At 73.7% G+C, this 15257-nt stretch carries 13 protein-coding genes; 10 read left to right on the top strand and 3 right to left on the bottom strand.

Annotated features, from left to right (window positions below; all coding sequences use genetic code 11):
- Positions 1-78: 78 nt before the first annotated feature.
- Positions 79-2115, bottom strand: a complete 2037-nt coding sequence (locus ACIP98_RS16445; protein WP_401976425.1) for a choice-of-anchor D domain-containing protein — start codon at positions 2113-2115, stop codon at positions 79-81.
- Positions 2116-2500: 385 nt separating this feature from the next.
- Between ACIP98_RS16445 and ACIP98_RS16440 the strand changes: the two genes are divergently transcribed.
- The 4 genes from ACIP98_RS16440 to ACIP98_RS16425 all read left to right on the top strand — a co-directional run bounded on the left by ACIP98_RS16440 (position 2501) and on the right by ACIP98_RS16425 (position 5254).
- Entirely contained in the window at positions 2501-2665 is a 165-nt protein-coding gene (locus tag ACIP98_RS16440; protein WP_319663804.1) for a hypothetical protein, read from the top strand.
- 28 nt (positions 2666-2693) lie between these two features.
- Positions 2694-2990 (top strand): Dabb family protein, encoded by a 297-nt coding sequence (locus ACIP98_RS16435; RefSeq protein WP_319663803.1) that lies wholly within the window; start codon positions 2694-2696, stop codon positions 2988-2990.
- Between the two features lie 257 nt (positions 2991-3247).
- Positions 3248-4231, top strand: coding sequence for a SigB/SigF/SigG family RNA polymerase sigma factor (locus ACIP98_RS16430; protein WP_401976581.1), 984 nt, complete (start codon positions 3248-3250; stop codon positions 4229-4231).
- A 168-nt stretch (positions 4232-4399) separates the two neighbouring features.
- Positions 4400-5254 carry an RNA polymerase sigma factor SigF gene (locus ACIP98_RS16425; RefSeq protein WP_319663801.1) on the top strand — a complete coding sequence of 285 codons (855 nt, stop codon included), beginning with the start codon at positions 4400-4402 and terminating at the stop codon, positions 5252-5254.
- Between the two features lie 380 nt (positions 5255-5634).
- On the opposite strand, the gene ACIP98_RS16420 is transcribed toward ACIP98_RS16425, so the two are convergent.
- Positions 5635-6309, bottom strand: a complete 675-nt coding sequence (locus ACIP98_RS16420) for an alpha/beta fold hydrolase (protein WP_319663798.1) — start codon at positions 6307-6309, stop codon at positions 5635-5637.
- Positions 6310-6481: 172 nt separating this feature from the next.
- Here ACIP98_RS16420 and ACIP98_RS16415 point away from each other — a divergent pair, with 172 nt between their 5' ends.
- Positions 6482-9262, top strand: a complete 2781-nt coding sequence (locus ACIP98_RS16415) for an AAA family ATPase (RefSeq protein ID WP_401976421.1) — start codon at positions 6482-6484, stop codon at positions 9260-9262.
- A 27-nt stretch (positions 9263-9289) separates the two neighbouring features.
- Here the strand turns inward: ACIP98_RS16415 and ACIP98_RS16410 are convergent, their stop codons facing one another.
- Entirely contained in the window at positions 9290-9466 is a 177-nt protein-coding gene (locus tag ACIP98_RS16410; protein WP_319663794.1) for a hypothetical protein, read from the bottom strand.
- A 106-nt stretch (positions 9467-9572) separates the two neighbouring features.
- Between ACIP98_RS16410 and ACIP98_RS16405 the strand changes: the two genes are divergently transcribed.
- The 5 genes from ACIP98_RS16405 to ACIP98_RS16385 all read left to right on the top strand — a co-directional run bounded on the left by ACIP98_RS16405 (position 9573) and on the right by ACIP98_RS16385 (position 15139).
- A complete protein-coding gene (locus tag ACIP98_RS16405; RefSeq protein ID WP_401976418.1) occupies positions 9573-10505 on the top strand; it encodes an aldo/keto reductase in 933 nt (310 codons plus the stop codon).
- A gap of 151 nt (positions 10506-10656) precedes the next feature.
- Positions 10657-11115 (top strand): MarR family transcriptional regulator, encoded by a 459-nt coding sequence (locus tag ACIP98_RS16400; RefSeq protein WP_319663792.1) that lies wholly within the window; start codon positions 10657-10659, stop codon positions 11113-11115.
- 11 nt (positions 11116-11126) lie between these two features.
- Entirely contained in the window at positions 11127-13598 is a 2472-nt protein-coding gene (locus ACIP98_RS16395; RefSeq protein WP_401976416.1) for an MFS transporter, read from the top strand.
- Positions 13599-13810: 212 nt separating this feature from the next.
- The gene (locus tag ACIP98_RS16390) at positions 13811-14644 is read left to right on the top strand and encodes a YceI family protein (RefSeq protein ID WP_401976580.1); all 834 of its coding nucleotides are present in this window, start codon (positions 13811-13813) and stop codon (positions 14642-14644) included.
- A gap of 24 nt (positions 14645-14668) precedes the next feature.
- On the top strand, positions 14669-15139 hold the full coding sequence (locus ACIP98_RS16385; protein ID WP_319663789.1) for a PPOX class F420-dependent oxidoreductase: 471 nt from the start codon (positions 14669-14671) through the stop codon (positions 15137-15139).
- Positions 15140-15257 lie beyond the last annotated feature (118 nt).

Below are 15257 nucleotides of genomic sequence, written 5' to 3'. Positions count from 1 at the left end.
GCTGCCGGGCCCCTCGTCGTATCCGCTCCCCGGACGGATCGGTCGTCGTCGGTCCCCGTCAGTCCTCGTCAGTCATCGTCAGTCCTCGTCGTCCCGCGTCACCCGGGGGGCGACGGTGGCGATGTTGTTGTCGGGCTCGGGGTCGAGGGTGGTGGTGACGGCCCGGGCCGTCGAGGTGATCCGGCCGAGACCGGACGGCGCGGTCAGGTCGACCTCGAAGGTCGCCGTCCGGCCGGGGGCGAGATCACCGATGGTCCACACGACCCGCTGGATGGACGGGTGCGGCCCGCCACCGCTGAGGAACCGCACACCGCCGGGCGCGCGGGTGCTCGCCCCCCACCAGGTGATGTCCGGGATCGAGCCGGGACCGGGCCGCGGGTCGTCCTCGAAGCGCGGTCCGGGGCCGAGGAGCTCCAGCGTGGCGGCCACGCCGGTGGCGGTGTCCGGGCCGTTGTTGACCACCCGCACCGTGTACGTGAGGGGGCCGCGCGGCGCGACGGCCTCCGGCGCGCTGAGGGTGATCTGCACGTCGGCGCTGCTCGTGCCGGCGACACCGACGCCGGCCAGGGCCGCGCCGCGCGGGCCCGCGGAGGTGTCCACGTCCAGCGCGGCGGTGCGCGCGCCGGTCGCCGTGGGCCGGAAGGTCACACGGACCGTGCAGCGGGCCCGCGGCGGGAGGCTGCCCGTGCAGGTGCCGGCGCCGAGCGCGAAGTCCGCCGCGTCCGCTCCGGACAGGGACACTCCGTTCACGGTCCGGGCCGTGCCGCCGTGGTTGGTGAGCGTGAACGTCCGGGCCGCGCTGGTGGTGTTCACCGGCCGGCTGCCGAAGTCCAGGCTCGCCGGGCTCAGGGTGAGGGCGGGCGTGGCGATGCCCAGGCTCAGGTCGCTGGGTCCGGCCGCCCCGTTGCCGAAGGCCACCGTGACCGAGGAGGTGGCGGTCGGACCGGACGGGGCCGCGGCCACCCGCGCCGTGTAGGACAGGGTCACGGTCTCCCCGGCGGCGAGGGTGCCACCGGAGGCGGCGCCTGCTCCGGTGCCGAGCCGCACGGTGACCGAGGACGCCGTGACGGTGACCGTGTCCGGCGCCGGCGGGGCGCCGTCGACCCGGACGTCCGTCACGCCGGTGAGGTCGGTGAGGGTGTCGGTGAGGACGACGCCCGTCGCCGGGGCTCCGCCGGTGTTCACCACGGAGCGCGAGACCGCGACCGCGTCGCCGGGGGCCAGGTCGCCGCCGTCGACGTCGGTGATGCTCGACGTCCTGAACTCCGGCTGGGCGGCCTGCGGGTAGCTGAAGCCGTAGCCGAGGGCGATCCCCGCGGCACCCTTGCCGCCGGCGAACCGGCCGTCCACGGCGGTCGCCCCCGGCTGCCAGGCGCTGTCGCCGACGGCGGCGAACTCACCTGCGCCGATGGCCACCGGCGACCCCCTGGTCGCGCCGCTGTCGACCCGGACCCCGACCGGGGCGGCCCCGGTGCCGACGGCATCGTCGAGCAGCCCGCCGACCCGTACGGTCCTGGCCGCGCCCGCCGCGATCTGGGGCGACGCGGCGCGCGGGGTGTCACCGCCGTCCACCAGGGCGCTGGGACCGGCGACAAGCACCACCCGCTTCGGCACCGCGCCCTGGGCGGCGCCCCCGGTGTACGTGGCGGCGAGCCGCCAGCGGGTCGCGGAGCCGCCGTCGATCGTTCCGGTGAACGTGGTGTCGGCGGCGCGGCCGGCGAAGACGGCCGGCAACTGGGCCACGGCGATGGTGCGGCGGCCCACGGTCGTGGTGGTGACGTCGGCGTCGGGGAGGGTCACGGACGTCTGTCCGTCGCCGAAGCGGTAGGGGCTGGCGTCGCCGGCCGGGTCGACGGGAGGGCTGTCGGAGGAGAAGAAGACGACGCCCGCGTCGAGCGTGCTGCCCTCCGGAGGTGCCGCCGCGAGCCGCGAGCCGGTGCCACTGCCGCCGCCGGCGTGGGCGAAGCCGTCACCGGCCGTCGTCACGGTCCTCTGCAGCGTCAGCGGAAGGACGGGGGCGCCGGCTCCGGCGGCCGCGGCCGGCAGGACGGCGGGGAGCCCGAGCGCGAGCAGCGCCGGGGCGACGACGGCGGCCGCGACGCGGGGGAGGGACAAGCGCCGGGATATGTGACGCACGGTCAAGGAAACCTCCGCTGGGGAGCGCGGTCGTGGGGGGACGAGGCGCACTTCTGTGTGGTGATCAGTCAATTACGCACCGTATGAGCGGGGGAAGGTCCGGGCCACCGGGCGTCCGCATCCGGGTGACCACGCACCGACCCGCCCTCCGCGGCGGGATCTGACAGCCCGTCGGCAGCGGGTGCGCCGGGGAAGCGCGGGCCCCGCGCACGGCCGTCCCGGCAGGGCGCGGAAAGGCCTCGGGAAGGCCGTTTCCCACCGTCCGCGAGGTGCCGCGGCCGCGTTCCGCGAGCGGCGGGCAAGAGCCGGGAGCGAGGGCAGATGAGACCGCCTGATTAGCCCATTCGGTGGATACACTCCAGCCATGGCGCAGGCGAAGAAAGTCACCATGTACGTCCTCGTGGTCTTCGTGCTCTATACGATCATCACGTCGCCCGGGCGTGCTGCTGATCTTGTACAGGTAGGCTTCCAGGGCATATCGGACGCCGCCAAGGGCGTCGGTGAGTTCATGACCGCGCTGATCAACTGATCGGCCGCGACCCCGAGGAGTCAGCGCCGTGATTCGCCACCTGGTCCTTTTCAAGCTCAACGAGGGCGTCGAGCGGGACGACCCACGAGTGGTGGCCGGCGTGCGCGCCTTCGAGGAGCTCGGCGACCTGGTCCCGGAACTCGTCTCCTGGGAACTCGGCTGGAACATCTCGTCGCGCCCCATCGCCTACGACTTCGCCCTCAACGCCTCGGTCGCCAACGAGAGCGACCTCGGCGCCTACCTCTGGCACCCCGCCCACCAGGCAGGAGTGGCCCTGTGGCACGAATTCGCCACGTGGGTGGTCGCGGACTACGTGTTCGAGTGACGGCCCCCGCCGGCCCCGGTCCCGAACAGCCCTTCGCCCGCCGGGCGGAGGGCTTTTTCGTCTAGCACCGCGCCTCGCTTGCACACAGTGCACATGAATTGTGATGCTATGACCGCTTTTGCCGGATGAGTGGACCGATGAGGAGTGGCATGCCCGTGTCGGCCCGTACGGCGTCACCAGCAATTCCCGGCGACGACAGCGGGACCGGTACAACCGAGGACACCCGGGGTGAGGGAGGCGGCGGCCGGGACGGCAGGATCCACAGCGCCCGCGAGGCCGCGGACGGCCACGAGGGGCGGGCCCCCGGCAACGCCGCTCCCGGCGCCGACGGCACCGTCGGCCCGGACGCCCACGAGGGCCCCGGGGCCGGGGAAGGCCCTGACGGTCACGCCGCCCAGGACGCCCCGGAGCCCCAGGACGGCCAGGCCCGGCAGGTCGGCCGGCCCGGCGGGACCCGCTCCGGGACCACCAACACCAACGCGATCGAGGCCCGGGCACTGACCCAGGTGCTGTTCGAGGAACTGACCGGGCTGGAGCCGGGGACCCCGGACCACGCACGGGTGCGGGCCGCCCTCATCGAGGTCAACCTGCCGCTGGTGCGCTACGCGGCGGCGCGCTTCCGCAGCCGGAACGAGCCGATGGAGGACGTCGTCCAGGTCGGCACCATCGGGCTGATCAACGCGATCGACCGGTTCGACCCGGAACGCGGCGTGCAGTTCCCGACCTTCGCGATGCCGACCGTGGTCGGTGAGATCAAACGTTACTTCAGGGACAACGTCCGCACCGTGCACGTCCCGCGCCGTCTGCACGAGCTGTGGGTGCAGGTCAGCGGCGCCATCGAGGATCTGACGGTGGCCCACGGGCGCACCCCGACCACCGCCGAGATCGCCGAGCGGCTGAAGCTGTCCGAGGACGAGGTGCTGGCCTGCCTGGAGGCGGGGCGGGCGTACCACGCGACCTCGCTGGAGGCGGCCCAGGAGGGCGGGGAGGGCTCGCCGGGCCTGCTGGACCGGCTCGGCTACGAGGACCCGGCGCTGACCGGGGTCGAGCACCGCGACCTCGTGCGGCACCTGCTGGTGCAGCTGCCCGAGCGCGAGCGGCGGATTCTCCTGCTGCGCTACTTCGGGAACCTGACCCAGTCCCAGATCAGTGCGGAACTGGGGGTTTCGCAGATGCATGTGTCGCGTTTGCTGTCCCGGAGCTTCGCTCGGCTGCGATCCGCAAATCAGCTCGAATCGTAACCTTTGCGAGCGACCCTCCCTGCGGAAATAAGTCGACATGGCGCTACAGCGTGTTGCCGACATGTGACATTCTGCGGGAACAGCGTTTGTCGCGGTCCGGCCTCCGGTATTCCAGTGGAGGAACGAACCGTCGCCCGCGACACCCGTCCGCGACCTCAAGGGGGTGGCATGTCCGTAGAAGTGGGCAGTCCGAAGGTGCTGAACACCGAAGCGCCGCACGATGCTCCTGACGACAGCCTCGACATCGCCGAACCCGCCGTCGTCGACACCCGAACGCTGTCCCGCTCGCTGTTCCTGCGGCTCTCCGAGCTGACGGACGACAGCCCCGAGCGGGCCTACGTACGGGACACGCTCATCGAACTCAACCTCCCGCTGGTGCGGTACGCGGCGGCTCGCTTCCGCAGCCGCAACGAGCCGATGGAGGACATCGTCCAGGTCGGCACGATCGGTCTCATCAAGGCCATCGACCGCTTCGACTGCAACCGCGGTGTGGAGTTCCCGACCTTCGCGATGCCCACCATCGTCGGCGAGGTCAAGCGCTTCTTCCGCGACACCTCGTGGTCGGTGCGGGTGCCGCGCCGGCTGCAGGAACTGCGGCTGGCGCTGACCAAGACCAGCGACGAGCTCGCGCAGAAGCTGGACCGCTCGCCCACGGTCGCCGAACTCGCCGTCGCGCTGGGCGTGTCGGAGGAGGACGTGGTCGACGGCCTCGCGGTCGGCAACGCCTACACCGCCAGCTCGCTGGACTCCCCGCCGCCCGAGGACGACGGCGGCGAGGGTTCGCTCGCCGACCGGCTCGGCTACGAGGACGCCGCCCTGGAGGGCGTGGAGTACCGCGAGTCGCTCAAGCCGCTGCTCGCCCAACTCCCCCCGAGGGAACGGCGGATCATCATGCTCCGCTTCTTCGCCAACATGACCCAGTCGCAGATCGGCGAGGAGGTCGGCATCTCCCAGATGCACGTCTCCCGGTTGCTGACCCGCACGTTGGCGCAGCTGCGCGAGGGACTCACCGCGGAGCACTAGGCAGTTGCCGAACCGGCCGCCACGACCTGGCCGGTTCGGCTCCTCACGTACTGACGGTTCGTCACCGCACCGACATGACAGTGCACATACCGACCGGTCGCCGGGGCGCGCTCGCCGCACCCTCGGCGGCCGTCGTCCGTCTCGGCGCCTTCGCCGCCCTGGGCCGCACTGGGACAGCGCGGGAGCGGGCCCGGTCCTCCCGGCCCGCGGTCCGGCCGCGACGGGCACGCCGGTCCTCGGCACCCAGGTCGGCGGCCTGCTCGGCCTGGAGTCGGCCACGATCGGGACCCGCGACGTCACCGTCCGGGTCCCGTCAGCACGCGGCGCCGCGGTGGGACGGGTCCCGCGGGGCCCGTCCCACCGCACCGGGGTACCGCCTGTCAGGCGGCGAGGTAGGAGCGGATGTCGCTGATCGTGCTCAGGTCGGAGAGGAACCCGATGTGCGTCGTGCAGGCGACCAGGTGGTTGGTGGCGCCGCTGAGCGGGGTGCTGGTGTAGGGGATGATGATGCCGTCGCACGGCGAGTACCAGGTCGCGTAGACCGTGGCCCCGGGCGTCTCGTCACCGCTGCTGATGGTGCGGACGAAGGCGGAGCCGGGGAGCATCTCCACGCACGAGGTGTAGATCACGCAGGCCGAGGCGTACGTGGTGCCGTGGTTGGCGCCCGCGATGGAGGCGACCCGGCGGACCGACGAGGTGCCGCCGAGCTGGGTGAGGTACCACTGGGTGACCAGGCCGCCCATGGAGTGGTTGACGATGTCGACCTTGGTCGCGCCGGTGCGGGAGAGCACCTGGCGCACGTAGCTCGCCAGCCCGGCGGCGCTGGTCTTGTTGGACTGGCTCCAGTTGTACTCGTACGCGAACAGCTCGCCGCGGCTGTAGCCGGCGCTCACGAACACCGACTCCGCGTAGTCCCAGTTGCTCGCGCTCCCGGTGTAGCCGTGCACGAAGACCACGGGGGTGTGGGTGGCGGCGTTCGCGGTGCCCGGCAGGGCGACGGTGCCGAGGCCGAGCGCGGCGGCCAGGGTGAGGAGGATGGCCCAGATGCGTCGCATCACAACTCCTTGTCGTGTGGGGGTCGGCAGGAGTCTCGGAGCGACGGGCGCGTGGCGGACCGGTGGAATCACCAGTGGCGTTCCCGGCCGTCCCGCCGCGCGATTTCTGTCATGTTCGGAACATCGCGCACATCTCTTCCCTCTCCCGACCCGGCCAGTCGACACTGGCGACATGGAGGCCGAGCGGAGTGCGGACGCTGCGTGGCCGTCCGGGCTGTACGGCAGGGAACGCGAACGAGCCGCCCTGACCGCCCTGCTGGACGCGGCCCGGACCGGCCGCGGCCGCGCCCTGCTGCTGTCCGGGGAACCCGGTTCCGGGCGCAGCGCCCTGCTCGGCGCGGCCGCCGCGACGGCGGCCGCCGCGGGGTTCACGGTACTGGGCACCGCCGGCACCCCCGCGGAGACGGCCGTCCCGCTCGCCGGGCTGCAGCGGATGCTGCTGCCGGTCGCCGGGCGGCTCCCCGAGCTGGCCGCGGCGCACGCGGCGGTGCTCACCGCGGTGCTCGCCGGCCGTCCCCCGCCGGACGGCGAACTCGCCCTGGGCACGGCGCTGTTCCGGCTGGCCGCCACGCTGTGCGCCCCGGCGCCGCTGCTGTGGTGCGTGGACGACGCCCATCTGCTGGACACCCCGACGCTGCGGGCGCTCGGCATGGCCGCGCGCCGGCTCACCGGCACGTCCTGCGCGCTGCTGCTCGCTGCCGACGCGTACGGCGACGGGGACCCGGCCGCCGCAGGGCTGGAGGGCGTCGACCACCTGCGCCTGCGGCCGCTCGGCCCGGCCGCCGCGCGTCGCCTGCTCGCGGGGCGTCCGTCCGCGACAGCGCTGCCCGACCCGGTGGCCGCCACCGTGCTGACCCTGGCCGGGGGCAATCCGCTCGCCCTGACCGACCTCGCCGACGCCGCGGCCGCCGGTCCGCTGCCGGACCCGCCCGCGCTCCCGGCCGGCAGCAGTTTGCGGAAGCGGCACCGCGACCGCTTCCGGGCGCTGAGCCCGGCCGCCCGCGCCCTGGTGTCGCTGGTCGTGGCCGGCGGCCCGCTGCCCGCCGCGCTGCTGCGGGCCGCCGCCCGCCGGCTGCGCCTGGACGCCGGGGCCCTGGACAGCGCCCACGCCGCGGGGCTCCTGGTCACCCGGGACGGCACGACGGCCGTACCGGGCCGGCTGCTGCGGGCCTCGCTGGCCGCGGTGCTCTCCCCCGCCGACCGCACGGCGGCGCACGCCACGCTGGCCGCCGTCCTGGACCCCTGCTCCGCCCGGCTCTACCGGGCCCTGCACCGCCTCGCGCTCGCCACCGGGCCCTCACCGGCGGCCGAACGGCAACTGGAGGAGGCCGCCACCGCCGCCCGCCGCGACCGCGGCCACGCCGCGGCGGCCGAAGCCCTGGAACACGGCGCCGGTACCACCGCGCATCCCGCCACCCGCGACCGCTGGCTGCTCGCGGCCGCCGCCGACGCGCGGACCTCGGGGGACACCCGGTGGGCACGGGAACTGCTGCGCCGCGCGGGACCGGGCGGCGGCCCCGCTCCGTCGGAGGCACTGCGGGCGCTCGTCCAGGGCGAGATCCAGCTGCGGGACGGCGTGCCCGCCGCGGCCTGCCGCGAACTGACCGGCGCCGTCGGCCGCTTCCCCGAGGCCCAGCGCGCCCTCGCCCTGCGGGCGCTCATGCTGGCCGGTGAAGCATGCTGTCTGGCCGGCGACTTCACCGCCTACTTCGCTCTCGCCGAGCGGGCGCGGTCGATGCGCCGCGACGACGAGACCCCCGCCCAGCGGCTGGTCCTCGACCACTTCACGGGCCTCGCCGCGACCTTCGCCGGCCGGCACCGGGAGGCCCACTGGGCGCTGCGCCGGGTGGTCCGGCTGGCCGAGGCGGCCGGCGACCCCGAATCGGCGATCTGGGCCAGCCAGGCGGCGTACACCCTGGGGGACGCGCGGCGGGCGCTGGCGCTCGCCTCGGCCGCCGCGCACCGGGCGCGGCGCCAGGGCGCGACCGCCCTGGTGCCCGCGGCGCTGGTGTACGAGGCGCTGTGCGCGCTCGCGCTGGACCGCTACGCGGCGGCGGGGGAGGCCGCCGAGGAGGGCGTACGGCTCGCGCAGGAGACCGGGCAGCGCAATCTGGCCGTGGACCATCTGTCCGTACTGGCGCTGCTGGCGGCGCTGCAGGGCGACAGCGCCACGGCCGCGGCGCGGATGGGGGCCGCCGGGCACGCGGTTGCGTCCCGCGGTCTCGGCCGGCCCGAGGCGTTCAACTCCTGGGCGTCGGCCTGCGCCGACCTCGCCGCGGGCCGCCCGGCCGACGCGCTCTCCCGCTTCGGGCGGATGCGCGCCGGGGCGGGGCAGGTCAACCTGGCGATCCGGGGGCTGGCCACACCGCACTTCGTCGAGGCGGCGGTGCGCTGCGGGCAGCGCACGAAGGCCGAGGGCGCGCTGCGCGGCTACGAGGACTGGGCGGCGGGCAACCGCAGCACGCTGCGACTGGCGCAGGCCCATCGCTGCCACGGCCTGCTGGCCGAGGACGACGCCGCGGCCGTCGGGCACTTCCGCGAGGCGCTGCGGCTGCACCAGGACGACGACACCGTCCTGGAACTGGCCAAGACCGAGCTGTTCTACGCCTCCCGGCTGCGCCGCACGCGCCGCCCCGGCGAGGCGCGGGGTCTGCTGCGCGAGGCGCTGGCGGTCTTCCGGCAGTTCGACGCGCGCCCGTGGGCCGAGCGGGCCACCGCCGAACTACGGGCGGCGGGCGACCGCGTCGGACCGGTGGACCGGGCACCCGGCGGGGCACGGGAGCTGACCGCGCAGCAGACCCGCATCTCCGAGCTGGTGGCCCAGGGGGCCACCAATCAGGAGATCGCCGACCGGCTGGTGCTCAGCACGCGCACCGTCGAGTACCACCTGCGGAACATCTTCAGCAGGCTGGGCGTGCGCTCCCGCGTCGAACTGGCGGCACTGTTCAGGTGACCGGGGGCCCCGGGCACCGGTGGTGGGTCAGGACAGGGCGAACCAGGCGACGGCAGCCACGACCACGACGGCCGCGATGATGCCGACGATCAGTCCCGTCCGGCTGCCGCCCGAGGTCTGGACCTGCGCGGGCTCCTCATCGACGAAGGCACGGAACATCTGGGTGTTGCCGGCCGGGTCGTAATTGTTGTCAGGGGTAGTCATGGTGCAGGACCCTAGCGAAGTCCTGTCGCACCGGTCACCCCTGGGGCCCGGACAACCGGGGAACGGGTACGGGAATACCGCCCGTCGAAACGGTGTCGCACGTTGCATGGCACTCATCGGCACCACTGAACTCGATGTCTTCCCCCTCTCCCTCGGTGGCAACGTCTTCGGCTGGACGGCGGACGAGGAGACCTCCTTCGCCGTACTGGACGCGTACACGGCGGCCGGCGGCAACTTCGTCGACACCGCGGACGCGTACTCGTCCTGGGTCCCCGGCCACAGGGGCGGCGAGTCCGAGCTGCTGATCGGCAGCTGGCTCGGCAAACGCAGGCGGCGCGACGACATCGTCGTCGCCACGAAGGTCGGCTCCCACCCGGACTTCAAGGGCCTGAAGGCCGCGACGATCAAGGCCGCGGCGGAGGAGTCGCTGCGCCGGCTCGGCACGGACCACATCGACCTGTACTACACCCACTTCGACGACGTGGAGACGCCGGTCGAGGAGATCATCGGCGCGATGGACGCCCTGGTCCGCGAGGGCAAGGTGCGGTACATCGCCGCGTCCAACATCAGTCCGGAGCGGCTGACCGCGTCGCTGGAGTTCTCCGCCCGGGAGGGCCTGGCGAAGTACGTGGCGCTCCAGCAGCACTACAACCTGGTGGAGCGGGACTACGAGGGCCCGCTGCGCGAGGTCGTGCGGGCGCACGGGCTGGCCTCGGTCCCGTACTTCGGCCTGGCGCGCGGCTTCCTCACCGGCAAGTACCGGCCCGGCGTCGCGGTGGACAGCCCCCGCGCGGGCGCGGCCGGCGCCTATCTGGAGTCCCCGCGCGGCCCGCGTGTGCTGGCGGCGCTGGACGAGGTGGCGGCGGCGCACGGCGCGGAGCCGGCGAGCGTGGCGCTGGCCTGGCTGCGGTCCCGTCCCACGGTCGTGGCCCCGATCGCCAGCGCCCGGACGCCGGAGCAGCTGCCGGCGCTGCTGGCCTCGGCGGAGCTGGAGCTGACCGCCCAGGAGCTGGAGCTGCTCACCGAGGCATCCGCCTGACCTGCGCCTTTCGTCGCACGGCCCGCTTCCTTGACCGGAGGCGGGCCGTTCCTTTTGGAGCTTTTTACCCATAAGAATTTGCCTGCAGCAACCAATCAATATTACGGTTGCTCAAGGCAACCAATAGTCCGGAGAGAAGGCGGCGGTCCCCATGGCATCGCAGGAGCTGTACGGGGAGCTCGCAGGCCAACTGCGCGCCATTCCCGCCGTGGCCCGCGAGCTCAGCCGCTCGTGCCCGGCGAACTGCCCGCCCGCCTCGCTGGGCGTGCTCGCGGTCGTGAGCCGCCACGGCGAACTGCGGATGAGCCGGCTGGCGGAGCTGCTGGACATCGACATGTCGGTCACCAGCCGCCATGTCGCGCACCTCGCGGAGCGCGGCTGGATCGACCGGCTGCCCGACCCGCACGACCGGCGGTCCCGGCTGCTGCGGCTGACCCCCGGCGGCACGGACATGCTCCGCGCCGCACTGGACGGAGTCACCGCCTCGCTCGCCGACCACCTGCGGGACTGGTCCGACCAGGACGTCATGGAGCTCTGCCGGCTGCTGGAACGGCTGCGCACGGCCTTCACCGCCGACTGCCGCCCCCGTACGCAAACGATCACGATGTGAAGAGGATGACGATGGCAACAACCGCATCACCTGCCGGTGTGCGGGGGACCGACGCCCAGAGCGGACACGCGGCCCCCATGTCGCACCGGCAGATCATGGAGGCCCTGACCGGGCTGATCCTCGGCCTGTTCGTGGCGATCCTGTCCTCCACGATCGTCTCCAACGCGCTGCCGAAGATCATCTCCGATCTGCACGGTGGTCAGAGCGCGTACACGTGGGTCATCACCGCCGCGCTGCTCACCACCACGGCCACCACCCCGGTGTGGGGCAAGCTGTCCGACCTGTTCAGCAAGAAGTTGCTGGTCCAGCTGGCGCTGGTGATCTACGTGGTCGGCTCGCTGATCGCGGGCGTGTCCCAGAACGCGGGCATGCTGATCGCCTGCCGGATCATCCAGGGTGTCGGCGTCGGCGGCCTGATCGCGCTGACCCAGGTCATCATGGCCGCGATGATCTCGCCGCGGGAGCGCGGCCGGTACAGCGGCTACCTCGGCGCGGCCTTCGCGGTCGGCACCGTCGGCGGCCCGCTGCTCGGCGGCGTCATCGTGGACACCGACTGGCTCGGCTGGCGCTGGTGCTTCTACGTCGGCGTGCCCTTCGCGGTCCTCGCGCTGGTCGTCCTGCAGAAGACCCTGCACCTGCCGGTCGTCAAGCGCCAGGCCAAGGTCGACTGGGCCGGCGCCACGTTCGTCACCGCCGCCGTCAGCCTGCTGCTGGTCTGGGTCACCTTCGCCGGCGACAAGTACGAGTGGATCTCCTGGCAGACCTGGGTCATGACCGGCGGCGCGGTGCTGCTCGGCCTGGTCTTCGTGCTGGTCGAGTCCCGCGCGCGCGAGCCGATCATGCCGCTGCGGCTGTTCCGCAACAAGACGATCAGCCTGACCTCGACCGCCTCGCTCTTCGTCGGCCTGGCGATGTACAGCGGAACTGTCTTCCTGAGCCAGTACTTCCAGCTGGCGCGCGGCAAGTCGCCGACCATGTCCGGCGTCCTGACCATTCCGCTGATCGCCGGCCTGTTCGTCTCCTCCACCGTCTCCGGCCAGGTCATCACCAGGACCGGCCGCTGGAAGGCGATCCTGGTCTCCGGCAGCGTGCTGCTCACCGCGGGCCTGGGCCTGCTGGGCACGCTGCGGTACGACACCGTGTACTGGCACATGGCGATCTTCATGGCGCTGCTGGGCCTGGGCCTCGGCATGGTGATGCAGAACCTCGTCCTCGCCGTGCAGAACCAGGTGGGCGCCGCCGACCTCGGCGCGGCGAGCTCCATGGTCACCTTCTTCCGCACCCTGGGCGGCGCGGTCGGCGTCTCCGCGCTGGGCGCGGTGCTCGCCAACCGGGTCACCCGCTACACCACGGACGGGCTGTCCGCACTGGGCGTGGACTCCACCGGCTCCTCCGACGGCGCCATCCCGGACCTCGCGTCGCTGCCGGCGCCGATCCGCCACGTCATCGAGACCGCGTACGGCCACGGCGCGGGCGACGTCTTCCTGGTGGCGGCCCCGGTCGCGTTCCTCGCGCTGCTGCTGGTGCTCTTCATCAAGGAGGTGCCGCTGCGGACGTCGAGCGGTCTGCAGCAGGCGGCCGGCGTGTCCGGACGGCCGGAGCCGGCGGCCGTCGTGCCCGCCGCGCCGGAGCCGGTGGCCGTTGCCCCGGCCGGCGTCCCGCAGGCCGCCCCCGTCCCTGCCCCCGAACCCGCACCGGCTCCCGTACCCGTCCAGGAGGGACCCATGATCCACGGCCAGGTCCGCAACTCCGAGGGCACCGGCGTCGGGCACGCCACGCTCACGCTGATCTCCCTCACCGGCAAGCAGCTCGGCCGGGCCGCCACCGGCCCCGACGGCGGCTACGCGCTCACCGCGCCCGGCGCCGGCTCGTACGTCCTGATCGCCGCGGCCGACGGCCACCAGCCGCAGGCCGCCACGGTCGTGGTCGGCGAGGAACCGGTCGCCCACGACGTGGTCCTGGCCGGCACCAGCGGCCTCACCGGCACCGTCACCTCCGAGGCGGACGGCATCCCGGTCCACGGCGCCGTGGTCGTCGTCACCGACATCCGCGGCGAGGTGCTGGCCAGCGGCGGCACCGGGCAGGACGGCGGCTTCGGCTTCGACGAGCTCCCGGCGGGCGACTTCACCCTCGCGGTCAACGCCACCGGCTTCCGGCCGGTCGCCCTGCCCGTCGAGGTCGCCGGCACCGGCCCGACCCACGTCGACGTCGCGCTGCGGCTCGGCGCCCGGGTCCAGGGCACCGTCCTCGGCGGCGCGACCCGGCTGCCGCTGCCCGAGGCCCGCGTCACCCTCGTGGACGCCGCCGGCAACGTCGTGGCCACCGCCACGACCGGCGGCGACGGCGCGTACGCCTTCGGCGACCTGGACGCGGGCGAGTACTCGCTCATAGCCAGTGGCTTCCCGCCGGTGGCGACCACCATCACGGTCGGCGACGAGAGCGCCAAGGACGTCGACGTGGAGCTCGGCCACCCCGAGGGGTGAGCGGGCCCGCTCGAGAACGGCCGGGTCGTGCGCCTGCGGAGACGCGCGGACCGGCCGGCCGGGGGAACCCGGGTCCGGTCCGGAGGGCGCAGGCAGGGGACGGCCGCGCTGCCAGGACCGGACCACACCGGGTGGCTCCCGCGGGGGCCCGGGCACGTCCCGGGCCCCGCTCCCCCGGGGAACACACACGCGACGGAAGGCGAGCGATGAGCATGACCACGACCGGCAAGACGGGCCTGCGGGGGCGGGTGCGGACCAAGGACGGCTGGGCGGTGCCGCACGCCGTGCTGACGGTCACCGACATGGCGGGTCAGCAGATCGCCCGCGAGGCCGCGGACGCCGAGGGCGCGGTGCGCACCGCCGCACTGGCCCCGGGCGCGTACACGGTCATCGTGACGGCCGTCGGCTACCGCCCGACGGCGGCGACGGCCCTGGTCACCGCCTCGGGATCGGCCGATGTCGGCACGCTGACGCTCGCCCGCTCCGGCGGTGTCGAACTGCCCCCGCCGGGTGTGTGGACCGTCGACCCCGCGCACTCCGAGATCCGCGCCGTCGCCCAGCACCTCGGGCTGTCCAGCGTGCACGGCCGCTTCACGGGCTTCGCGGCGAGCATCGAGATCGCCGAGCAGCCGCTGCACTCCGGCGTGCAGGCCGTGATCGACGCGGCGTCCATCGACACCGGCAACGGCACCCGCGACGCGCACCTGCGCTCCGCCGACTTCCTGGACGTGGCGGCGCACCCCAGCGTCACCTACCGCAGCACCTCCCTGGAGCAGGCCGCCCAGGACCGCTGGACCGTCCACGGCGAGCTGGCCATGCGCGGCGTGACCCGCCCGGTGGACCTGGACCTGGCCTACCTGGGCACCGGCCCCGACCCGTGGGGAGGGGTGCGCGCCGCCTTCCGCGCGACGGCGCAACTGCGGCGGGAGGACTTCGCCATGCACTACAACCAGGTCGTGCAGGCCGGCATCGTCGCCGTCGGCACCACCGTGAAGGTCGAGCTCGACATCCAGGCCGTGCAGGGCACCGCCCTCCCTGCCCTGTAGCCGGCGGCGACATAGGCTGCTGTCATGGCCTACATCGCGACCAACACCGCCGTGCAGCTCGATCAGTTGCTGGAGTTCGTCCGACCGCGTCACCGCGCGCTGCTGCTGACCACCCGCTCGGACGGGCGCCCCCAGGGCTCCCCCGTGACCTGCGGCGTCGACGACTCCGGGCGACTTGTGGTCTCCACGTACCCCGAGCGGGCCAAGACCCGCAACGCGCGCCGCGACCCGCGAGCGAGCGTGATCGTGCTCTCCGACGAGTGGGACGGGCCCTGGGTCCAGATCGACGGCACCGCCGAGGTGATCGACCCGCCGGAGTCGGTCGAGCCGCTCGTGGAGTACTACCGCAACATCGCCGGCGAGCACCCGGACTGGGACGAGTACCGCGCCGCGATGCTCAAGCAGGGCAAGTCGCTCGTCCGGGTGACCCCCGAGCGCTGGGGGCCCCTGGCGACGGGCGGCTTCCCGGCCCGGCTGGCGCCCTCCGAGGACTGACCTGCCCACGGGGGAAGGGCGGCGGCCGCCGGGCCGCCGCCCTTCCCGCGTCCACGACCCGGGTCAGCTCGGGTCGGTCAGGTCGTGGACGGTCACGCCGCCCGGGGTCGTGGACCGG

The organism is Streptomyces sp. NPDC088354, assembly GCF_044753585.1.
In the GTDB taxonomy this organism is placed as follows: domain Bacteria; phylum Actinomycetota; class Actinomycetes; order Streptomycetales; family Streptomycetaceae; genus Actinacidiphila.
This window is presented reverse-complemented; position numbering and strand designations above follow the sequence as displayed.

Bases quoted from the DNA above. Each gene is read 5' to 3' on its own strand.
- ACIP98_RS16440 (WP_319663804.1), top strand. From the start codon at position 2,501: ATGGCGCAGGCGAAGAAAGTCACCATGTACGTCCTCGTGGTCTTCGTG.
- ACIP98_RS16425 (WP_319663801.1), top strand. From the start codon at position 4,400: ATGTCCGTAGAAGTGGGCAGTCCGAAGGTGCTGAACACCGAAGCGCCG.
- ACIP98_RS16420 (WP_319663798.1), bottom strand. From the start codon at position 6,309: ATGCGACGCATCTGGGCCATCCTCCTCACCCTGGCCGCCGCGCTCGGC.
- ACIP98_RS16415 (WP_401976421.1), top strand. From the start codon at position 6,482: ATGGAGGCCGAGCGGAGTGCGGACGCTGCGTGGCCGTCCGGGCTGTAC.
- ACIP98_RS16410 (WP_319663794.1), bottom strand. From the start codon at position 9,466: ATGACTACCCCTGACAACAATTACGACCCGGCCGGCAACACCCAGATG.
- ACIP98_RS16405 (WP_401976418.1), top strand. From the start codon at position 9,573: ATGGCACTCATCGGCACCACTGAACTCGATGTCTTCCCCCTCTCCCTC.
- ACIP98_RS16400 (WP_319663792.1), top strand. From the start codon at position 10,657: ATGGCATCGCAGGAGCTGTACGGGGAGCTCGCAGGCCAACTGCGCGCC.
- ACIP98_RS16395 (WP_401976416.1), top strand. From the start codon at position 11,127: ATGGCAACAACCGCATCACCTGCCGGTGTGCGGGGGACCGACGCCCAG.
- ACIP98_RS16390 (WP_401976580.1), top strand. From the start codon at position 13,811: ATGACCACGACCGGCAAGACGGGCCTGCGGGGGCGGGTGCGGACCAAG.
- ACIP98_RS16385 (WP_319663789.1), top strand. From the start codon at position 14,669: ATGGCCTACATCGCGACCAACACCGCCGTGCAGCTCGATCAGTTGCTG.